Origin of the sequence: Marinobacter sp. ATCH36 (assembly GCF_023555055.1) — a bacterium.
Classification (GTDB): Bacteria; Pseudomonadota; Gammaproteobacteria; order Pseudomonadales; family Oleiphilaceae; genus Marinobacter.
In genome coordinates this window covers 499569-521020 of the sequence record NZ_JAMJPL010000002.1, presented here as the reverse complement: position 1 = coordinate 521020, position 21452 = coordinate 499569, and the positions used below count along the sequence as shown (strand labels likewise).

Genomic DNA, 21452 nt, shown 5'->3' with positions numbered 1-21452 from the left:
GTCAGCCCCCCTTGAACATCCGCGAGAAGAAACCCTTTTTCTGGGACGACATAAACCGATGCTCGCGCTCCTCACCCAACAGACGGGCAACTGCATCATCATAGGCCTGCCCGGCGTCGCTGTCTTCCTCAAGAATCACGGGAAGCCCCTGGTTGGAAGCGTTCAGTACGATCTGCGATTCCGGAATCACGCCCAGCAGGGGGATGGCAAGGATTTCCTCCACGTCGGCCACTGACAGCATTTCGCCCCTGGCCACCCGGTCCGGGTTGTAGCGAGTCAGCAACAGGTGCTCCTTGACCGGATCCTGGCCCATTTCGGCGCGTCGGGACTTGCTCTGAAGAATGCCCAGAATACGGTCGGAATCCCGAACCGAAGACACTTCCGGGTTGGTGACCACCACGGCTTCGTCCGCATAGTAAAGCGCCATCAGGGCACCGTGCTCAATGCCGGCGGGCGAATCACAGACAATGTAGTCAAACCGTTCAGACAGTTCGTTGATTACTTTTTCAACGCCCTCTCTGGTCAGGGCTTCCTTCTCCCGGGTCTGTGACGCCGGCAGTATATAGAGGGTATCAACCCGTTTGTCCCGGATCAGGGCCTGGTTCAACGTGGCTTCGCCCTGGATCACGTTCACGAAGTCGTACACCACCCTGCGTTCGCAGTTCATGATGAGATCCAGGTTGCGCAGGCCCACGTCAAAATCAATGACCACGGTTTTGTGGCCACGCTTTGCCAGCCCGGTGCTGATAGAGGCGCTGGTTGTGGTTTTACCTACGCCACCTTTTCCTGAGGTAACGACAATGATTCTAGCCAAGGTTGCATTCCTGTTTTGCGGTGGATTCGTCGTTTTCCCCGCCTGCGCGGGTAGTTACGTTCTGATCAGGCCTTTTCCAGTGGCGTTACCACCAGCAGATCATCCCTGAGCTGGATCTGGACGGCGGTTTTCCAGCCGTTGTCCTGAAGATCTTCGGAGATTTTATAGTGTCCGGCGATGGACACAAGCTCTGCTTCAAGAGACTGGCAGAATATCCGCGCATGCTCGGCACCATGAATGCCTGCCAGGGCCCGGCCGCGTAGCGGTCCGTATACATGCACGTTGCCAGCTGCCAGCACTTCAGCACCAGCCTGCACCGGTGCCAGTATGATCAGGTCACCATCCGGGGCGTAAACCTGCTGCCCGGAGCGCACGGGCTGATTGATAATTTTTGCCGGGGCCGGCTCGCCGTGGGTTTCGACCTTTGCCAGTGCCGGACTGTCTGTGGTATCGGCCGCTTCAGTCTCTGGCCCGGTGTCAATCTCCCGGTCCCTCTGGTTGCCGCCGGGAAGCAGTGCCAGGGAGGCACCCCGCGCCAGCCGGCGCTGGTCGTCGTTACCGCCGCGCACACCGATAACGTGAATATTGTGGCGGCGGCAGGCACCGATGATTTTGAAAAAATCCAGTTCGCCGCTGAGACCCTCGTATTTCTCGAGGCTGACAATCAGCGGAATATCCTTGAAAAAGCCCGGGGCCTGACTGATTTTGTCTCGCAGAGTGCTTTCGAAATCTTCATCGTCGAAAAAATAAAGCTCCAGTGCCGTCATGGACACGCTGGCACTTTTGAGCTGGAAACATTGCTTTACCCCGGATACGGCGGTTTCGCTCATGGCTGGGTCTCTTCCGTGGTGTCGTCCTGGGTGGTAGCCGGGCGCTTGCGAAGCGCCGGGCCGTCAAAGCGGATTCCGGACCAGCCGGTGCCGATAAACTGGCGAATATTGCCATGGCTTTCGCCCGTCGGCTCATCCAGAACCTGCCGGTAATGCTGCGCAAACAGGCGCAAGGTATCAGACTCGGCCAGGTTGCAGTACTGAGCCAGCGAAAAAACCCGACAGGAGCCGGAATTCTCGCCAGCACCATTGTACAGAGGGCCGTTGTAGAAGCCGGTGGGCTGATACTCGAAAAAACGCTCAATCAGAGCCAGGGTGTCATCAAAATCGCCGTGGCCGGCGTCTACCGACGCCAGGTGTATGCGCACCGCGTCGTTGAGGTTCATTCGTGGTGGTCCTTTTTGGGACCTGTCTGATATCGGGCTTTCCACTGCTCGTAGGGCATCCCGTAAATGATTTCCCGGGCTTCCGGGTCTGACAGCTCAAAGCCTTTTTCGGCGGCTTCTGCGCGATACCACTTGGAAAGACAGTTGCGACAGAATCCTGCCAGATTCATCAGGTCAATATTCTGCACCTCAGTGTGTTCACGCAGGTGACTGACCAGTTTTCGAAATGCGGCCGCTTCGATTTCTGTCTGTGACTGTTCCGGGATAGTGTTTGTCATGATTGCTTGCACCGGTTGCTGGAGTTGACGTTGAGAACTCCTGACATTTTCGGCATGTTACCGTAAGATACAAGGCTGTACATATGTACAGATAATCTACCCGATTGAAGAGTCATGGCCCAGCGCAAGATTATCCATGTAGATTGTGACTGCTTCTACGCTGCCGTGGAGATGCGGGACGATCCCTCGTTGAGCGACGTTCCCCTGGCGGTGGGCGGCGAGGGCGGCCGGGGCGTTGTCACCACCTGCAACTATAAGGCGAGGGCCTTCGGGGTTCGGTCGGCCATGCCTGGTGGTGAGGCACGGCGTCTTTGCCCGGGGCTGGTTACAGTGCCACCTGACATGGCCCGCTATCGGGCGGTGTCGAAACAGGTGATGGCGATACTGCGGGAACTGACTGACCTGGTGGAGCCTTTATCCCTGGATGAAGCCTTTCTTGACGTCAGCGATGTGAGTGATCACAAGGGCAGCGCGACCCTGATGGCACAGCATCTCAGGCAGCGGGTGAAGGACGAAGTGGGCATTACCATCTCTGCGGGTGTGGCTCCCAACAAGTTTCTGGCAAAGATTGCCAGCGACTGGCAAAAGCCTGATGGCCTGTTTGTGATTCGTCCCGAGGACGTGGATGGTTTTGTGCAGGACCTCAAGGTCGAAAAGCTGTTCGGTGTCGGGCAGGTAACCGCCGGCAAACTGCATGGGTTGGGCGTCGCCACTTGCGGCGATCTCCAGAGTATTCCCACCGATGTCCTGCTGGAAAAGTTTGGCAAACAGGGGTATCGATTGCGGGAAATGGCCTATGGCCGGGACGATCGCGATGTCGTGGTGTCGCGCATCGCCAAGTCTGTCAGCGTGGAGCGTACCTTTTCCCAGGATTTGCCGGACAAGCGTGCCTGTGAATCGGTAATGGCATCACTGGTGGCAGACCTGAACCTGAGGCTGAACCGCAAGGCTGCCCACAAACCCATTCACAAGCTGTTTATAAAGATCCGTTACAGCGATTTCTCTACTCACACCCTGGAACGGGTGCGGGAACAGATTCGGGAGCCAGCAATGGAAGATTATCAGCCTTTACTTGATGAGCTGATCACTGATGCAGAGCGCCCCGTGCGTCTATTGGGGCTGGGAGTGCGGTTCCGCAGTGATGAATCGCCGGTTATGCAGTTGCGGCTATTTGACTGAACACACCAGAAAGACAGCTTACCGACAGCAGTCCCAGACAACCACCGATCAATGCGCCGGCGGCAACGTCACTGGGGTAATGCAGCCCCAGTACCACACGGGAAGCGGCAACACTCAGGGTGAATGGCAGGAGGATCCAGGCCAACTCTGGCATGGTCATCGCCAGCACAGTATTGAAACAGACAGCATGCAAAGTGTGGCCCGACGGGAAACTGTAGCGGTCCAGGGGCGGGGTACCGCAATTGATCGATGGAAAAGAGATGAACGGTCGCTCGCGGATCAGCCAGCGTTTTAACAGCTTGTAGCTTATGGTGCAGATCAGCCCGGTGGCCACCATCAGCAACGCAATGGCCAGTCCATCCTGCGGACTGATTAGCGGCATGGCCAGGATTACCAGATACCAAAACCAGCCGTCACCCAAACGGCTCACTACCTGAAAGTAACCCTGGACCGGGCGGAATCTCAAGCTGCTGTTGATGGACTGGCAGAGGGCGAACTCCCGCTGGTCTACCAGGCTAAAGAAGCGAGATGCCTTGCTGTTTGATGGCATTGTAGTGAGTCCTATGTGGTTGGGTCAGTATCACCTGCTCGAACTGATCGATTTGCGCTGCCCAGTCCAGTTCCAGTGCGTCCAGTCGCGCCTGGGCGCGAATCCTGCTCATCAGTGTTGGCTGGTCGGCCAGGCGCAGGGCATGGTCCACGAAGCTTTCGTCATCGAGCAGGTGTGCTTTCATGCCGTTGTCTCCGTGTCGAATGTGCTCGCTGGCGGCGGCATCATCGAAGGCAACAACTGCTAGGCCACTGGCCATTGCTTCTGTAACCACGTTGCCAAAGGTGTCGGTTTTACTGGGAAACAGAAAAATATCGCCGGACGCATAGTGGCGGGCCAGGTCTTCGCCCCGGCGGTTGCCGGCAAACACATAGTCGGGATGGCGTTCTGCCAGACGCTTGCGCATTGGCCCATCACCCACCAGGATAAATCTGGCGTTGGGATGCAGGCCGCGAATACGCTCGAAGCAGGACACGGCCATCCGCAGGTTCTTTTCAGGTGCCAGTCGGCCGACGTAGAGAATCGCGCGGTCGCTGGGTTGCAGCCCCCACTGCTGTCGCAATGCCTGGTCGCGCTTTTGGGGCGTAAAACGGCCACAGTCGACACCACGACTCCACACCGAAGTGGGGTGGATGCCCATATCAGCGGTGGTTCGGGCTATCTTCCGGGTGGGCACCAGGGTAAGGGCGGTTCGGTTGTGGAACCATCGACCATAGGCGCATATCAGCTTTTCCAGAAAACTGGCGCCGTAGTAGCGGCTGTAGGCGTGGAAGTTGGTGTGAAAACCGGAGCTGACCGGTACGCCAACACGCCGCGCTGCTGAAACCGCGGCAACACCAAGGGGCCCCTGGGTCGCTACATAGATAGCGTCCGGGCGCTGACGCTTCCAGATCGAAGCCAGGTAGCCCGGGCGGGCGACCCCGAATCTCAAGTCACTATACCCCGGAATTGGCAGACCGGTAACGACATATTCCTGTGAGAACAGGCATTCTCCTGTCTCGAGAAATTCGCCTTTTGACTCATCACCCTGGCGGGGGCGGATAATCGTAACCCGGTGCCCGCGTCGCATCAGCCCCAGGCATAAATACCTCAGCGTGTTGGCCACGCCATTGATTTCCGGAGGAAAGGTCTCCGAAACAATGGTAATGTGAAGCCTGTGCCCTGAAGCCTGGGTGATTCCGGTCACGTTGTTTCCTGCGTTGTTCTCTTTCATGCCCCTACTATGAAAATCCGGCGTGACAGTTCCGGGACATTTCCGTGACAATCCCTTTACCCTTTCAGCGGCCAGCTTTTTCAACTGCGAATTCGGGAGGAGATATGAAAACCCGCAAACTGGGCAGGACCGATATTGATGTCAGCGAGATCTGCCTGGGTACCATGACCTGGGGAGAGCAGAACAGCCAACAGCAGGCTTTTGAGCAGTTGGATCTGGCGACAGCCGAAGGTGTTAATTTTATTGATGCGGCGGAGATGTACCCGGTGCCGCCACGGCCCGAGACACAGGGTCTGACGGAAACGTATCTGGGTAACTGGCTTGCCAGGCGCGGTCGCCGGGATGACCTGGTAATTGCTTCCAAGGTGGCCGGGCCGGGTAATGGCCTGAAATATCTGCGTAACGGTCCCCGCCTGACGCGGGATCATATCCGCCAGGCCTGCGAAGACAGCCTGCGCCGGCTTCAGACAGATTATATTGACCTTTACCAGGTGCATTGGCCGGACCGTAATGCCAACTTTTTCGGCACGCTGGGTTACAGGCACAGTGCGGATGAACAGGCCACCGCCATTGAAGAGACGCTCGGCGCGTTGGCTGAACTGGTGGAAGAAGGAAAGGTCCGCCATATTGGCGTGTCCAATGAAACACCCTGGGGCACTAATGAATACTTGCGTCTTTCCCGCGAGCGCAACTGGCCCCGAATTGTCAGCATTCAGAACCCTTACAACCTGCTCAACCGTACCTTTGAAGTCGGAATGGCGGAAATCGCATGCCGTGAGCAGGTGGGTCTGCTGGCTTATTCGCCCCTGGCATTCGGTATGCTCTCCGGCAAATACCTGGATGGCAAACGCCCTGAGGGAGCACGGATGACCCTGTATGAGCGGTTCACCCGTTACACCAGCGGTCGCGGTGCCGAAGCTACCCGTGCCTATGTAGACCTCGCGGCCAGCTACGGGCTTTCCCCGGTGCAGATGGCGCTCGCGTATGTCACCAGCCGTGATTTTGTAACCAGCAATATCATCGGGGCCACCACTCTGGAGCAGCTTCGGGAAAATCTCGGGTCGGCGTCGGTTTCCCTGAATGAAAATGTGCTTGAGGCGATTGAGGACCTCAACCGGGAGCACACTTACCCTTGTCCCTGAGGAAATCGCGGTGACGTCTCTCGGCGGGGGAGGGCTGTTTACAACTTGCAATAAAAGTCGGTATTTTTTTGACAGAAATGCGGTGATCTGGTGACAAAAATGCAGCGCAAATGTGTGCAAAATCACATCTTTCTGGCCATTAATCATTAGACTTAAGCACTACATGACAGTAGACTTCCGTTTCGCTGACAGGTCACCAGAATCGATATGATTATCCGTATCTTCATCGCACTTCTTGCACTCAATATGATCGCGTTCGTGGTTCGTGCTGAAGCCAGTGAGCGCGTTTTCGCCGATGAAGTGCCTGCTGAGGATATCTACCAGCTTCAGGATCAGATGTCGGGTGATTTTGAGACTGATGAAGTAGACATGTACACAAACCTCGGCTCACGTCTGCTGAGCCTTGGGTTCAGTCGCTCAGAGTCCCGATCGAAAACCTATGCTTCTGACCGCGCCCAGGCGGATCATGGTATAGCGCTGCTTGAGGAAGGCGCCTGCCTCAACCTCAAGTGGAATTTCTGACCGGCGTCATTGCCTGACGCGTTTTCGCGTGTGATTATTCCCGTTAAATGCATTTTCGTGCACAGATACGGAGTATGGTCATGGCAAAGGAACAACCGGTAACACTGGGAAGTAGTGCTGAATGTGTGGATGAGTTGATCCGCCGGGTTGGAAAGACGATCACGCTTGGCTTGCCTCTTGGCCTCGGTAAACCAGTCCGACTTGTGAATGCCCTTTATCAACGCGCGAAGAATGACCCATCCGTTCAGTTGCACATCGTAACCGCGTTGTCCCTGACCGCCCCGGTTGGCAGTTCGTCGCTGGAGAAGCGCTTCATGGGGCCATTCGCCGAAAGGCTTTATGGCCAGATTCCCGAGCTTGAGTTCGCGCGGGATGTGATCCTGCAAAAGCTGCCGGATAATGTGAAAGTGTCGGAATTTTTCTTCAAGGCAGGGTCCTTTCTCCATAACGAAACCCAACAGAGAAATTATGTCTGCACCAATTACACCCACGCTGTCCGGGATTTGATGGCGCTTGGCGTCAATGTGGTGGGCCAGATGGTGGCGCCTCCCACGGAGCCCGAGCAGCAGGACACGTTCAGCCTGAGTTGTAATCCGGATCTTACCCTCGACCTGATTCCCCTGCTCAGGGAACGTGAGGAGACGGGGACGCCGGTCGCTATCGTGGCGGAAACCAATAGCCATCTTCCCTATATGGGCAACGATGCTGCGGTGGAGCAGGCTCGTTTTGACATTGTTCTTGAGCAGGCCTCGTCTGACTACCCCCTGTTCTCGGCGCCACAGATGTCGGTCAGCCCGGAAGATCACCTGATCGGATTTTATGCCAGCGCAATGCTGAAAGATGGCGGTACGCTCCAGGTGGGTATCGGATCGTTGGGAGCGGCGTTGGTTCACAGTGCAATCCTGAGGCATACAGACAACGACCACTGGAAAAAGGTGTTTGACCACCTTGAAATTGCCGAGCGCTTTCCTGTCGTAAACGAGTATGGGGGCACTGGTACGTTCACGGAGGGGCTGTACGGATGCAGCGAAATGATGGTGGACGGATTCATCTACCTGATGGAAGCCGGTGTACTGAACCGGGAAGTGTTTGATGATGCCGGCTTGCAGACACTGATTAACCGGGGAGAGCTGGCTCACCATGTTTCGCTGGACACCCTCGATGTGCTGCGCCGGGAAAAGCTGATCGTCTCGCCGCTGCGGGCCCGCGATGTAAAGTGGCTCTGTAGCTACGGCATCCTTCATTCAGGTGTGGAGTTCAAGGGAGGGCGTCTGAGAATCGGTGACCAGTCACTTGATCCGGACCTCGACAATGAGGCAGCGAGGCAGGCGATTGCCTCCCTGGCGCTGGGGGAGCGACTGACCGGGGGGATTGTTCTCCATGGCGGTTTCTATGTCGGGCCGGAACAGTTTTACCAGCGCCTGCGGGACTTGTCTCCGCAGGATCGGCAACGTATCTGCATGACCAGTGTGAACTACATCAACCATCTTTATGATCACGCGTTTGGCAATCAGCGCCTCAAGGTCGCGCAGAGGGTTCACAGCCGTTTCGTCAACTCGGCGATGATGTATACCCTTAACGGCGCGGCTGTCTCGGACGGCCTGGATGATGGTCGCGTGGTCAGCGGCGTGGGTGGTCAGTATAATTTTGTGGCCATGGCGCACGAGCTGCCGGAGGCCCGATCTATACTGACTTTGAGCAGCACCCGTAGTTCCGGGGGTAAAACCCTGTCCAACATCGTGTTCAGTTACGGCCACTGCACTATTCCTCGCCACCTGAGGGATATCGTGATCACTGAATACGGCATTGCGGATCTGCGTGGTCAATCGGATGAGCAAGTCTATCTGCGCCTGATCCGCATTGCCGATTCCCGGTTCCAGCAGGGATTGCTGAAGCAGGCGCAGAAGGCCGGAAAAGTGGATGCCTCGTTTCGCTTGCCGTCAGAATGGTGCAATAACACGCCGGAATCCGTTCAGGCCGCCATCCGTGCGGCGGGTGACAAGGAGGTATTTCCTCCCTTCCCGTTTGGCAGGGATTTCACGGATGAAGAACTGAGGTTGGGCAAGGCATTGCAGACACTGAAGGCCGCAACGGCAACCCGTCGTGGTAAACTGGCAACCTTGTGGCGTGCAGCGAAGGCAAAGGACGATCAGGGTAGGTACCGGTCGTTGCTGGAACGTATGAGCCTTGACCAGCCCAAAGGGCTGAAAGCAAAGCTGGATCAGCGCCTGGTAATCCATGCACTGAAGCTGACTGATACACCGGACACAGGAAACCGTACTACCTGATGCAAAAACCTTTTGTATTTACCGTTCATTATGTTCTCAAGAACAAAGTGGGAGAGCTGGTCGACACTTCCGAGGGCAGCGAGCCGCTGTATTTTCTGGAGGGTAGCCCGGAAATCATTGAAGGCATCCAGAAAGCGGTGAAAGACCGTAATATCGGAGACTGCCTGGAAGTAACCGTGCCGCCCGCTATGGCCTATGGTGAGCACAATCCGGAGCTGATTCGCAAGGTTCCCCGGTCAATGTTCGAAGGCGTGGAAAACCTGCATGTGGGGATGAAGTTCCAGACCAATACCGGTGATAGCGCACAGGTGGTTCAGGTGGTAGGTATTGACGGCAATCTGGTGCGGGTCGATGCCAATCATCCGCTGGCTGGCTTCACCCTCTACTTTGATCTGGAGATCATCGGCAAGCGTGAAGCCACGGAAGAGGAAATCAACGCCGGCCATCCCCTGAGCTGAAGTCACACCTTCGGGCTGGCAATAGCTGTCTGCCCGGTAGTTTCCGGCTTTGACAGTCTTCCGGCCTGGATTTCCCATAATCCGTCCTGAACAGTCTTCTGCAATCCCCTGGCTATCTCGGACAGGTCGCTGCCTTCCCGCAGGGATACCACAGGATGGGCAATAACACCCACCTCGACGGCCGGCTGGCGCAGCATGCGGACCAGGTGATGCTGGAACTCATCATCGCCGATGAATGGGGCCAGGTGGTCAGGGTGCCCATTCCGCAGGTAGCCAATACTGATGGGCTGGATGTCCACCCCGGCATCGGCTGCTGCCTGGAGCAGGCGGCTATGAAACGGTAAAACCGTGACACCTGCTGTTGTGGTGCCTTCCGGGAACACCAGCACCGACCGCCCCTGACCTAGCGTATTGGCAATTTCACGACGCGCAAGCCCCGCCTTACCGCTGCCACGCTGGATAAACAGGGTGCCGGCCTGATTCGCCAGCCAGCCGATTATTGGCCAGCGACCGACTTCGGCCTTGGATAGAAAATGAAGGGGAACCATGCCTCCGAGCACTGGAATGTCGGACCAGGAAATATGATTGCTCACATAAAGTACGGGCCCGTTGTCGGGAATGCCTTTTGCAGAGATACGAAAGCCGAGGCAGCGGCTTGCACCGCTGAAGCAGATGCGAGCGAAGGGCGCGCGGTTGATGTGGCACCGGAAAAGGGTTTCCAGCACTAGCAAAGTGGCTGCGAGGGTTGCCGTCAGCGCCAGAAATCCGGAAAAAAGTGCAAGTCTTGTGGTCAGGCGTATGAGTTCCATGGCCAATCCTCAGGTTACCGCGTTGATGTTGGTCGCTTACTGAGCCTGGTTACGCATAAAGTGTCGGCTGTAGCGGCTGGCCAGGTTGTTCACGTCCAGCACAACCAGCAGATCAGCACAGCGGAAGTCCGGATCCCAGCAGGGCTCTCCGCATACGCGGGCACCGAGTCGCATATAGGCTTTGATCAGCGCTGGTACATCTACCGGCCGCTCTTCGCTGACGGTGTGGGTGAGGTGCGGCAGTGCCCGCAGCGGTGTTACCCGATATTCCTCACCAGCGAGAAATTCACGCTGCAGGTAGCGGGCTATACGCCATGCTTTCAGGCCGCCGTCTGACATGCCAATGCTGGCACAACCTATGAGGTAGTCTACATCGCGAGACACCAGGTATTCCGCCAAAGAGGCCCACAACAGGCTGATGGTTGCGCCATTCCGGTAGTCCGGGTGTACGCAGGTTCGTCCAAGTTCAGCGACGGCTCCAGGCAGCCGGTACAGCGAGGATAATTCGAATTCTCCCTCGGAATAGAAGCCGCCGGCCTCCATGGCCTTGCTGTGGTGCAATACTCGCGTGGTTGCCACCAGCTCGCCGGTGTTCTGGTCGGTAACAATCAGGTGGTCGCAATACCGGTCGAATTCGTCGGCATCAATTCCGGGGACGGTTGCACCGAGGTCGGAGCCGTACTCTTCCGAAAATACCCGGTAACGTAATTTCTGTGCGGCTTCGATCAGATCCGGTTGCCGCGTGATGATGGTTTCAAGCCGGCGGGCCGGTCTTGATAGGCGGGCTGTCTGGGCGTTCATGGCAATGCCTCTTTGTGTCCTCTTTTGGACAAGGCTATGAATTCGGTGTGACATTGAAATGAACCGGGGATGACGACTTTGTGACAAGCATCGGGGGCGGATGTTGCACTGTGACGTTTGTCACGGGCTGTAACGAACGGGCGCTTCCATGTATATTTCTGAATAGCATGTATAATTGCTGTTACAGGAGGTAGCCTGTATTGTCAGTTACATGGCAGATCTTCTGGCAGACGACTCTTTTTCGGCCAGGTGGGGTGAACGTGGCCGGAAGCTTCAAAAAACCGGAATAACAAAATCAGAGATGGACGGCGTGGAACAGACGAACGAAAGTTGGCGGATTCTTATAGTCGAAGATGATGAGAGGCTGGCTGAGCTGACCAGGGAATATCTGGAAGGTAACGGGCTGACAGTTTCTCTCGAAACCCACGGTGGCAAAGCGGTCGAGCGTATTCGTCAGGAGCAGCCTGATCTGGTCGTGCTCGACCTGATGTTGCCCGGCGAGGACGGGTTGTCCATCTGCAGGCGGGCCCGGCCTTTCTATCCCGGGCCCATCATCATGCTGACTGCCCGCACCGATGACCTGGACCAGGTGCTCGGCCTGGAAATGGGCGCAGATGATTACATAGGAAAGCCGGTTCAGCCGAGAGTATTACTGGCAAGAATTCGTGCCTTGCTGCGGCGGGTAACCGAGAACGGCTCGGCGGATGCGGAAGAGGGCAGTGGCGAGGAGCCCGTCAGGTTGCAGTTCAACGACCTGGTGGTGGATCGCTCCATGCGCGAGGCGTGGCTGAACGATGACAGCATTGATCTGACCAGCGCGGAATTCGACCTGCTGTGGTTGCTGGCCAGTAACGCTGGCCGGGTTCTCAGCCGTGAGGAAATTTTTACCGCGCTGAGAGGCATCGAATACGATGGCCAGGATCGTTCGATCGACGTCCGGGTCTCGCGGATTCGACCCAAGATTGGTGATGATCCGATTCATCCGAGGCGCATTAAAACCGTACGCAGCAAGGGCTATCTGTTTGTAAAGGAAGCCTGACTGTTCAGTCTCTGGCGCTGGCCCATTCGGGCCGGCGTTCAATGCCAGGGTTATCGCAATGCCCCTCAAGTTTTTTCTCAAGCTCTACGCTCGCCTGATTGGCCTGACCTTTCTGATTCTTCTGCTTTGTGCTGCACTTTTTATGGGTGTGAATTCAGTACGGGAGCAGTTCTGGCAGGAACGGTTTTCGGGCCCACTTTTGCATTGGATCGCCGCGACGCCTCATCCCGAACAGCAATACCACTGGCTTGAGTCTTTCTACGATTTCCGGGTAACGCCCGCCGATGATCTGCCGTTCTCGGATGTCATTATGGAGCGATTGTCCTATGGCCAGGTGGTAGCGCTGCAAACCAGCATTGGCCAGCAGGTGATGATTCACGATGGTCACGGCCGTATTCTCGATCTGCGATTCCGGGATATCTACAGTGACGTTGCCGAGGCTACTGCTCTGATAGCCCGTCTCCACCTTGACGACATCCCGGCTGAAGCGCGAGAAGATGCCATGGGGCAGCTTTCTGAAGCCCTGGAGGTGAAAATGGCGCCTGTTCAGGACCAGTCAGCACTTCCGGATGTAGATGTTCTGGATCGCGTCTCTGAACGAGGTATCTCACTCTATCATCATCCGTCGCAGGACCGGGCCCATGTCCTGCTTCGCCTGGACGATGGCACCCTGGTGGATCTGGCAATGCCGTCGCCGTTTAATCCCTGGGCCTGGCCGGTAGTGCTTTTACTACTGGTGATCGCCGGGAGTGTACTGGCGTTGGCGCTCTATCTCGCTCTGCGGGATGTGGATAGTAACCTCCGTGCCGTGGAGTCTGTCGCCATCCGAATTGCCCGCGGTGAAATGGGGGCCCGAATCGATGCCGGCGATAGCCGTCTGGTATCGCGGTTGGCGGCCGCCTTCAACAGCATGGCGGAGCATATCCAGAGGTTGGTGGGCGTACAGCGCGAAATGATCCACGCGGTTTCCCATGAATTGAGAACGCCGGTTGCGCGTATACGTTTTGGCGTTCAGATGATCGAGAGCGCCAGTAGCCCGGAAGCGTTGCAGAAGCAGCTCGATGGCATCGACGGTGATATCCAGGAACTGGATGAGTTGATTGATGAGATACTGACATACGCGAGGCTGGAGCAGGGCGGGCCGGTCTTCGCCCTGCAGGAGACATCGGTGTCGGACATCGTCCGGCAGGTGGTCAGCGAACAGCAGATGACCCGCCCCGAGTACAGTATTGAAGCGGATATTGACGAAGAATCGGAACGCTGGTCGTTGTCGGATGTGGAGCCCCGGTACCTGCATCGGGCGGTCCAGAACCTGGTGGGGAATGCCGCGCGCTATGCCACCCGAAAAGTCAGGGTGCACTGCCAGTTCGATGAAGATAATTGCCGAATCGATGTCGAAGACGATGGTCCGGGCATTCCGGAGGAGGACTGGGAGAAGGTGTTTACGGCTTTTGCCCGGCTTGATGACAGCCGCACCCGGACTTCTGGTGGTTATGGCCTAGGCTTGTCGATTGTCAGAAGAATTCTTTATTGGCACGGAGGTCAGGCGTTTGTCAGCCGCAGTGATGAGCTTGGTGGCGCCCGGTTCAGCCTGGTATGGCCCCGAAAGAAGCCGACGGAACACAGCCTCTGAACAGTTTTTGTGACGGGCTTCTCGGCGCTCACCGGATGTAACAAACAAGCAACACAACCACAACTGAAGGCTTTGACGATCAGAGGGATACTAATGGTGTAAGGGATGACTTTTGAGGTTGCAGTTCTTACGAACTTTCCTTGTTTCATTCGTCATTTGAGGGCTGGTTTTCCAGCCCTCTTTTTTATTGTGTTTTCGCTAACATTCTCCCCGATCCTTTGAGAAGATTACAGCATCAACAAACAAAAATGATGCTGATCAAACTGAAAGGACGCCTGAAATGACCCGGTACCTGCTCGCTATCGATCAGGGGACGACCAGCTCCCGAGCTATTGTATTTGACGCATCCGGCACTTCTGTTGCTACCGCGCAACAGGAATTTCACCAGTATTTCCCCAAAGACGGTCAGGTCGAACATGATGCCCGGGAAATCTGGGACAGTACCCTGTCGGTCTGCAGGGAAGCATTGAGAAAGTCGGGCGTAGGTGCTTCAGAGTTGGCGGGTATCGGCATTACCAACCAGCGTGAAACCACGGTTATCTGGGACCGGGCAACCGGCGAACCCATTCATCACGCCATTGTCTGGCAGGATCGTCGCACTGCATCGGTTTGTACGAAACTCAAATCCGATGGCCACGAAAGCACTGTGGTTGAGCGCACCGGCCTGCTGATTGATCCCTATTTTTCAGCCACCAAGATTGCCTGGATTCTGGATCATGTTGACGGCGCCAGGGCCAGAGCCGAAGCCGGGGAGCTCGCTTTCGGCACCGTTGACAGCTGGCTGCTGTGGAACCTTACCAACGGCCGCTCACACCTTACGGATGCCACCAACGCCTCCCGTACCGCGCTGTTTAATATCCACGACCAACAGTGGGACGACGACCTGCTGGCCCTGTTTCGGGTTCCTTCGGCGATACTGCCGGAAGTATTTGATTCGGCGGCCGACTTTGGCGTCACCGACGATCACTGGCTGGGTGCTCCCGTGCAAGTGGCGGGTATCGCCGGTGACCAGCATGCAGCCCTGGTTGGTCAGGCCTGTTTTGAGCCCGGCATGGCGAAGAGTACCTACGGAACCGGCTGTTTTTTGATGCTGAATACCGGCGAGAAAGCGCTGCGCTCGGAGAACCGGTTGCTGACAACCATGGCCTATCGCCTGAACGGCAAACCCTGCTATGCAATGGAAGGCAGCATATTTGTCGCCGGCGCGGCCATGCAGTGGTTGCGGGACGGGCTCCGGCTGATCAGTCACGCCAGTGAGTCGTCCGCCTATGCCGCCGAGGTTGGGGTGGACAATCCGGTTTACCTGGTGCCGGCATTTACCGGCCTTGGCGCCCCTCATTGGGACCCCCATGCGCGCGGTGCAATTATGGGATTGACCCGGGATACGGGCATCGGCGAAATCGTCACCGCTGGCCTGCAGTCCGTGTGCTACCAGACCAAGGACCTGATACGGGCAATTCTGAATGATGGTGCATCCCTGCAGGCATTGCGGGTGGACGGTGGCATGGTGGTGAATGACTGGGTAATGCAGTTTCTTGCAGACATTCTCAACGTGTCTGTGGATCGTCCCAGGGTAACGGAAACGACAGCCCTGGGTGCGGCCTACCTGGCCGGTCTGCAGACTGGTGTTTATCAAAGCCTGGAGGAAATAGCGCAATTGTGGGAGCGCGAACGCCGGTTTGACCCCGTGATGGGGCCGGCTCTCAGGGAAAAGCTGTACGCCGGATGGCTGGACTCGGTTGAACGGGTCTGTAATAACTGAGCCGGCGTAGCTTTGCCGGCTCAGACCCGCTCGAATGCGATCAGATGATCGGCTTCAACCCGTACCGGCACATGTTCGCCCAGATAGAAGTCCAGATGGCTTCGGAACAGCGCCTCGAACTCGGTATCTTCCGAGCACCGGAAACGATACAGGGTTGAGGTGCCAGCAAACGTCTTCTCCACAACCCGGGGTTTCAGGTCCGAATCCGCGTCGTAAACGATGTCATCCGGCCGAATCAGTACATCCACCAGTGTGCCGGGCTTCCACTTGTAGGCCCGGTTGCCATGGATAACTCCCAGCTCGGACTCGATAGTATCCGGCCCCAATGTCTTGCCCGGGATGAATCCACCCTGGCCAACGAAGCTCGCCACGAAGCGATTGGCCGGCTCATGGTAGAGGTTATAGGGCACGTCCCACTGCTGGATGCCGCCATCCTTCAGAACGGCTACCTGATCGCACATGGCAAACGCTTCCTGCTGGTCATGGGTAACCAGAATGGCACTGATGCCGAGGGTCTTCAGGATTTCGCGGACGTCCAGGCTGAGTCGTCTGCGAAGATCCGCGTCCAGATTCGAGAACGGCTCGTCCAGAAGGATCAGAGTAGGCTCTGGTGCCAGCGCACGAGCCAGCGCGACACGCTGCTGCTGGCCACCGGACAGTTCATGGGGATAGTTCCCGGCAAGATCCTGAAGATGAACAAGTTTCAGCAGTTCCTGGACCTTCTGGTGCTTTTCGTTGCGGTCTTCGTTGCGCAGACCAAATCCGACGTTTTCGGCAATTGTCAGGTGCGGAAAAAGTGCATAGTCCTGAAATACCATACCGATTCGGCGCTTTTCCGGGGCCAGCGTTCGGCCGGGAAGGCTGATGGAACTGGACTGCAGGCGGATCTCTCCGGTGTTAATCGGCAGAAACCCCGCCAGGGCCCGCAGAATGGTGCTTTTGCCGCAACCGCTGGGGCCCAGAAGACAGCCGATGTCGCCGTGGCTGAGGGCAAAGCTGACGTCCTTCACCACGGAACCGTCGCCATAGCCGCAGGACAGGTTGTTTACTTCCAGCAGCCATTCGGTGGGCTGTGCCAGGCTTTCAGTCATCCAGTCAGTCCAGTCTATTGAGAATCAGGAACTCGAGCAGTGCTTTTTGCGCATGCAGGCGGTTTTCGGCTTCGTCCCAGACCACGGAGCGGGGATGCTCCATCATGTCTGCAGAGATTTCCTCACCTCGGTGGGCTGGCAGGCAGTGCATGAACAGGGCATCCTTGTCTGCCAGCCTCATCAGGTCAGGATTAATTTGGTAATTGCGGAAGGCTTTTTCCCGCGCCTTTTGCTCATTTTCCTGGCCCATTGAAGCCCAGACGTCAGTAACCAGAAGGTCCGCCTCCCTGGCCGCTTCGGCCGGGTCGCGAACAATGGAGACATGCTGCCTCTGCTCTTCAATCAGCCTGCTGTCCGGCTCGTAACCTTCCGGACAGGCCACGCGAAGAGTGAACCCGAATTGTGCGGCTGCATTGATATAGGACTGGCACATGTTATTGCCATCACCGATCCATGCCACAGTGCCTCCGCGGATGCTACCGCGATGTTCGCGGTAAGTCTGCATGTCAGCCAGCAACTGGCAGGGGTGGAAGTCGTCCGTAAGCGCGTTGATGACGGGAGCTCTTGACGCTGCTGCAAACTTCTCGACAGTGCTGTGGGCAAAGGTTCGGATCATCACCGCGTCCACCATGCTGGAAATCACAATGGCAGAATCTTCAATGGGCTCTCCCCGGCCAAGCTGGGTGTCGCGGGGAGACAGGAACAGGGCAGCGCCACCGAGTTGTGTCATGCCGGCTTCGAAGGAAACCCGGGTACGGGTCGAGGATTTCTCGAAGATCATGGCCAGAACGCGGTTCTTTAGGGTTTCCCGTACAGTTCCATGGTGCCACTCGTTGCGCAGTAGGGTGCCGTGATCCAGCAGTTGCTCGAGCTCGTCGGAGCTCAGGTCATTGAGCGTGAGAAAATGTCTTGCTGCCATGCTATGGCCCTTTGTTAATCGATAACCCTGTCAGTGAGATCCGGGGTGTTCGTAGTTGCAACCGACCGGTAATGGTCATCGTCCTGAAACGACAACACGCCAGCTCGCGGCGAAAGCCGCACTGGCGGTATACGAAGACGGGGGTTGCCTGACTGCCTGAGAAATACAAGAGCTTAAGTCTAGCCCGTCAGGGTTCTTAAGACAACGCCACCGACCGGGTGGTTGCGCTGGGTCAATGCCGATGTTTGGTGCCAATGCAGGTACGTGTACAATGGAGGTAGTCAAAGGGCCGCAAGGCGATCCCGTTTTCAATGAGAGGTAAGTGTCCATGGATATCAACGAAACCATCAAGAGCCAGCTTGAGGAAAACCCCATTATCCTTTACATGAAGGGTACCCCGCAGGCGCCACAGTGTGGCTTCTCCGCCAAGACCGTTCAGGCCCTGATGGCCTGTGGAGAGCGGTTTGCTTTCGTAAACATTCTTGATAATCAGGAGTTGCGTGAAGGCCTGAAGGTCTATTCAAGCTGGCCGACCTACCCGCAGCTATATATCAACGGTGAGCTTGTTGGTGGCTGCGATATCATTCTGGAAATGTCCGAGAGTGGTGAATTGACCGAACAGGTAAAGGCCGCTGCGAAACAGGCTGAAGCCTGAGCTAGCCGCGTTTAAAGGCGCTCCGGGGTGAAGATCAGTTCAACCCGGAAGCGCGCACTTCCTGAGTATTCCTCCGGCGGTTCGGGGTAGGGACTGGCAAACAGTGCCGCCTGATAGACAGCCTTGTCGATCTCCTGAAAGCCTGTTGACCGAGTTACCTTTGCGTTGGTCAGTGCGCCACTGCCCATCAGCTTTAATTCCAGTTCCATGTTTACTGGCTTCGCAACGCGATGACTGGAGGGGACAGGACGTTTGTTCAGCTCATCGCCAACCCGGGCTGCCAGACTGGCCAGGTAGGGGTCAGTATCCTGTGGTGATCGGCTGATCTGCGTAACCGGCTCCGGATCTGTCTGGACGGTCGCCACCGGGCTGCCAGCGACTGAAGCAGTGGATGTGCGAGACTGGCTGGATTGGTCCGAAGGTTGATCGTTAGGCTGAGAGCCGGTCCTTTCCGCGGCTGCCAAGTGAGGAAACTCTTCCTGGTTTTGCGTTGCTGTACTCGTTACGGTTTTCGGTGAAGGTTCGCTACCGGCGCTGACCAGCTCCACCCGCATGGTTTGCCGATGGTTCTCCGTCTCGGGAGGCGTGAAAGACAGCACTGACATCACCAGTGTGTGGAGCAGGAAGGCAATCGACATTGCGAGCGTAATCCGGTACTTGCCCGGGAGGCCGGTAACACTGCCAGACTCCAGCATTGACTCCCGCTTACCCCGCCTTACTCCGCAAGCTACCCACCACGGCGTCCAGTGCCCGGTCAATCAGCGCACCCTGTTCAAGAACGGTCAGGCGTCCGCGTCGCATCTCATGGGCAAGGTCGGTGCGGGATTTTTCAATAACCTTGAGTCCCATGCGGTTAACGAAGACAAAACTATCGGCTTCCTCGATAATCGCAGACAGCTTGCAGCGGAAGCTGGCACCGTTAACCAGATTGAACTCTACCCAGTTGCCGATTTCAATGGCGTCGATCTGTGCCACAAATTCGGCGATTGCTGCGTCTTCCAGCTCCTGTTGCCGCTGTATGGCAGTTGGGTGGCCAATAGAGTCTTCATCCTCTGGTTCCGGCGCTGGAGCGTCTTCCATGGCTTCTGCCAGTGCATTGGCACGGAAGGCTTCGGTTAACTCATGCTTGAGGTCCGACATCATTTCATCCAGCTTGGATGAGTTGTAGGAGACTTCCTCAAGGCCGGCTCTGAGTGATTTCAGCAGCCCGGGCACCACTCTTACCCACTGGTCCCGCTCTTCATCATCCTGATGGGGATGCAGGCACCATATCAGGTCGTCCACAACCCGCACGGTCTGCGGCCAGCGATGTTCCACGTCATCCCGCAGATAAGCCAGAAACATGACCCGACTCCAACCATTCAGCAGAATGTTGCGCACCGGTTCCTGGAGTTTGTAGCGCGCCAGCTTTTTTTGCAGCAGCTGATCTACAGTCTCCTGGGCTTTCTGTGATTTGATGCGACCACGTTCGGATTCCCTGGTGCGCTGCTCAACCAGGGAGGACTTGCGGTTCTCCCGGGCCAGGAACTGCTCAAACTCTTCACCCAGGGTTTCGAACAGGGTTACATCGCCGTCAAATTCATTGAGGATTCGGGCGACTACTGCATGAATCTGCTCATACAGTTTGTCCCGCGCTTTTTCGTCACTCTCACTCCAGCCAATGCCGGCCCGTGCAAGTGAGTTTAGCAGGCGGCGGGCTGGATGGGTGGCCTTGCTGAAGAACGTCTTGTCCTTGATAACCACCTTGAGAATCGGAATCTGCAGACGGCTGATCAGAACCTGTACTGGCGCCGACAGGTTGTAATCGTCCAGAATAAATTCGAACAGCATGGACACCAGGTTGATGAGATCCTCGTCCATTTCGTTCAGTGCCGGCTTTTTGCCATCGCTGGTGTTCCCGGCCTGGGCGAGCAACTGCTGAACAACCTGGTACAGATCGACCATCACTGGTTCGCCCGCACTCAGGTTGCCTCTGACCTGCTCGCCCGGGGGTTGCTGTGGGAGCGATCCGAGCAGGCTGGCGAGCTCTGCGCCGCCGATAACATGAACGTTCGGGTCAGACGCCCGCGGCGGGATGCCGGCATTGGCTCGCTGATGGGCGAGCATCTGCCGGATCTGCTCGAACATTGCGCCTTCGTGATGCCCTTGCTGATCGCTTGCGGCCGGTCCGGCTTCTCCGGTTGTTTCGCCGGCAGTGGCGCCCTGGGGCGAGGTGCCACCCTGTTGCTTGCCGGCCTTGCCGTGATAGCGGAAGTTCGGGATGACACCGGCCTGGATCAGTATCCGGTTTGCCTCGTCCAGCAACATACCCAGATTGGATACCACGTACCGATCAAATTGCTTGAGCAGGATGAGGCGCTCGCGAATCTGGATTTCGAGCGCCTGGATGGCTTCCACAAAGGCGCTGCACAGGTGTTCGGGAGCCATGGGGTTGACGGGAGATTCTTCGCTGGCGCCCGGGTAGACAACACTGAACCGGGTTTGCAGCTGAAGCAGCGGGCCCTGAAAGTGAACCTTGGATTTGGTGATCATGGCGTTGAGGGCGACCTGTTCTTCCAGGTCTTCATCACCCACTAACGACAGGCTGTCAGAGTTGGTCTGGCTGGCCAGGCTTTCATCCGCAGCTACGCTGCCGCTTCGGGGTGGATTTGCAAACAGCTGACCGACCGCATTCTGAAAATGGCGTTCCACACCCTTCCGCTTGATGCGGATTTCGCGCATGGCTTCGAAATAACGGTTCTGCTCATTGTTGCTTCTGGCATTGTTGGCCAGCTCGAACAGTGAGTCATCAACTGCGTCAAACGCACCCTGCAACAAATCTCCCAGTCCGGCAACGACAGTGTCACGGATGCGGACCACCTGTGCAGGTACGGGATTTGAACTCCCAGCCTCCCGGTGCTCGCGGAGATAATGTATGCCGGACTGCTTATTCATGGCCGACTCCTGTGTACGCCTCAACCGGATACATGACCGAGCTTACAACTGTGTTTATTGTTTATACGTTAAATCTACCTCATTTTAACACTCGGTAACATGACCAAATGCTAACTGAGCCTATAAATAAAAAATCCCGGGATGCCACA

At 56.7% G+C, this 21452-nt stretch carries 21 protein-coding genes; 9 read left to right on the top strand and 12 right to left on the bottom strand.

Annotated elements, in window-relative coordinates; all coding sequences use genetic code 11:
* Position 1 precedes the first annotated feature (1 nt).
* The 4 genes from minD to M8010_RS10140 all read right to left on the bottom strand — a co-directional run bounded on the left by minD (position 2) and on the right by M8010_RS10140 (position 2308).
* Complete coding sequence (minD, locus tag M8010_RS10155; protein WP_137437500.1) at positions 2-814, bottom strand: septum site-determining protein MinD; 813 nt, start codon at positions 812-814, stop codon at positions 2-4.
* 65 nt (positions 815-879) lie between these two features.
* The gene (gene minC / locus M8010_RS10150; protein WP_250090901.1) at positions 880-1644 is read right to left on the bottom strand and encodes a septum site-determining protein MinC; all 765 of its coding nucleotides are present in this window, start codon (positions 1642-1644) and stop codon (positions 880-882) included.
* Positions 1641-2030 (bottom strand): HopJ type III effector protein, encoded by a 390-nt coding sequence (locus M8010_RS10145; protein ID WP_250090899.1) that lies wholly within the window; start codon positions 2028-2030, stop codon positions 1641-1643. Before M8010_RS10145 ends, minC begins: the two co-directional genes overlap by 4 nt.
* Positions 2027-2308, bottom strand: a complete 282-nt coding sequence (locus M8010_RS10140) for a DUF1244 domain-containing protein (RefSeq protein WP_250090897.1) — start codon at positions 2306-2308, stop codon at positions 2027-2029. Before M8010_RS10140 ends, M8010_RS10145 begins: the two co-directional genes overlap by 4 nt.
* A 114-nt stretch (positions 2309-2422) precedes the next feature.
* Here M8010_RS10140 and dinB point away from each other — a divergent pair, with 114 nt between their 5' ends.
* Positions 2423-3487, top strand: coding sequence for a DNA polymerase IV (dinB, locus tag M8010_RS10135; protein ID WP_250090895.1), 1065 nt, complete (start codon positions 2423-2425; stop codon positions 3485-3487).
* Here dinB and M8010_RS10130 read toward each other — a convergent pair.
* The gene (locus tag M8010_RS10130; protein ID WP_250090893.1) at positions 3462-4037 is read right to left on the bottom strand and encodes a phosphatase PAP2 family protein; all 576 of its coding nucleotides are present in this window, start codon (positions 4035-4037) and stop codon (positions 3462-3464) included. The genes dinB and M8010_RS10130 overlap by 26 nt on opposite strands.
* Positions 4003-5250 carry a glycosyltransferase family 4 protein gene (locus M8010_RS10125; RefSeq protein ID WP_250090892.1) on the bottom strand — a complete coding sequence of 416 codons (1248 nt, stop codon included), beginning with the start codon at positions 5248-5250 and terminating at the stop codon, positions 4003-4005. Before M8010_RS10125 ends, M8010_RS10130 begins: the two co-directional genes overlap by 35 nt.
* A gap of 104 nt (positions 5251-5354) precedes the next feature.
* Between M8010_RS10125 and M8010_RS10120 the strand changes: the two genes are divergently transcribed.
* From M8010_RS10120 to M8010_RS10105, 4 genes are all read left to right on the top strand, one after another.
* Positions 5355-6392, top strand: coding sequence for an NADP(H)-dependent aldo-keto reductase (locus M8010_RS10120; RefSeq protein ID WP_250090889.1), 1038 nt, complete (start codon positions 5355-5357; stop codon positions 6390-6392).
* Positions 6393-6599: 207 nt separating this feature from the next.
* Entirely contained in the window at positions 6600-6914 is a 315-nt protein-coding gene (locus M8010_RS10115) for a hypothetical protein (RefSeq protein WP_250090888.1), read from the top strand.
* A gap of 80 nt (positions 6915-6994) precedes the next feature.
* On the top strand, positions 6995-9202 hold the full coding sequence (locus M8010_RS10110) for an acetyl-CoA hydrolase/transferase C-terminal domain-containing protein (protein ID WP_250090886.1): 2208 nt from the start codon (positions 6995-6997) through the stop codon (positions 9200-9202).
* Positions 9202-9660, top strand: coding sequence for an FKBP-type peptidyl-prolyl cis-trans isomerase (locus tag M8010_RS10105; protein ID WP_250090885.1), 459 nt, complete (start codon positions 9202-9204; stop codon positions 9658-9660). Before M8010_RS10110 ends, M8010_RS10105 begins: the two co-directional genes overlap by 1 nt.
* 2 nt (positions 9661-9662) lie before the next feature.
* On the opposite strand, the gene M8010_RS10100 is transcribed toward M8010_RS10105, so the two are convergent.
* A complete protein-coding gene (locus M8010_RS10100; protein WP_250090883.1) occupies positions 9663-10469 on the bottom strand; it encodes a lysophospholipid acyltransferase family protein in 807 nt (268 codons plus the stop codon).
* Positions 10470-10505: 36 nt separating this feature from the next.
* Entirely contained in the window at positions 10506-11270 is a 765-nt protein-coding gene (locus M8010_RS10095; protein ID WP_250090881.1) for a GNAT family N-acetyltransferase, read from the bottom strand.
* Positions 11271-11571: 301 nt separating this feature from the next.
* Between M8010_RS10095 and M8010_RS10090 the strand changes: the two genes are divergently transcribed.
* The 3 genes from M8010_RS10090 (at position 11572) to glpK (ending at position 15704) form a co-directional block, all read left to right on the top strand.
* Positions 11572-12309 (top strand): winged helix-turn-helix domain-containing protein, encoded by a 738-nt coding sequence (locus M8010_RS10090; protein ID WP_250091162.1) that lies wholly within the window; start codon positions 11572-11574, stop codon positions 12307-12309.
* A gap of 58 nt (positions 12310-12367) precedes the next feature.
* Positions 12368-13942 carry an ATP-binding protein gene (locus M8010_RS10085; protein ID WP_250090879.1) on the top strand — a complete coding sequence of 525 codons (1575 nt, stop codon included), beginning with the start codon at positions 12368-12370 and terminating at the stop codon, positions 13940-13942.
* Positions 13943-14222: 280 nt separating this feature from the next.
* Positions 14223-15704, top strand: a complete 1482-nt coding sequence (gene glpK / locus M8010_RS10080; protein WP_250090878.1) for a glycerol kinase GlpK — start codon at positions 14223-14225, stop codon at positions 15702-15704.
* A gap of 20 nt (positions 15705-15724) precedes the next feature.
* Here glpK and M8010_RS10075 read toward each other — a convergent pair whose 3' ends face one another.
* Positions 15725-16795: an ABC transporter ATP-binding protein gene (locus M8010_RS10075; RefSeq protein ID WP_250090877.1), complete on the bottom strand. Its 1071-nt coding sequence runs from the start codon at positions 16793-16795 to the stop codon at positions 15725-15727.
* Between the two features lie 4 nt (positions 16796-16799).
* Positions 16800-17714 carry an ornithine carbamoyltransferase gene (argF, locus tag M8010_RS10070; protein ID WP_250090876.1) on the bottom strand — a complete coding sequence of 305 codons (915 nt, stop codon included), beginning with the start codon at positions 17712-17714 and terminating at the stop codon, positions 16800-16802.
* Positions 17715-18042: 328 nt separating this feature from the next.
* Between argF and grxD the strand changes: the two genes are divergently transcribed.
* Positions 18043-18369, top strand: a complete 327-nt coding sequence (gene grxD / locus M8010_RS10065; RefSeq protein WP_284048048.1) for a Grx4 family monothiol glutaredoxin — start codon at positions 18043-18045, stop codon at positions 18367-18369.
* An 11-nt stretch (positions 18370-18380) separates the two neighbouring features.
* Here the strand turns inward: grxD and M8010_RS10060 are convergent, their stop codons facing one another.
* Together M8010_RS10060 and M8010_RS10055 are read right to left on the bottom strand one after the other, a co-directional pair.
* Positions 18381-19064: an energy transducer TonB family protein gene (locus M8010_RS10060; RefSeq protein WP_250090873.1), complete on the bottom strand. Its 684-nt coding sequence runs from the start codon at positions 19062-19064 to the stop codon at positions 18381-18383.
* 10 nt (positions 19065-19074) lie between these two features.
* A complete protein-coding gene (locus M8010_RS10055; RefSeq protein ID WP_250090871.1) occupies positions 19075-21303 on the bottom strand; it encodes a DUF1631 domain-containing protein in 2229 nt (742 codons plus the stop codon).
* Positions 21304-21452: the final 149 nt, after the last annotated feature.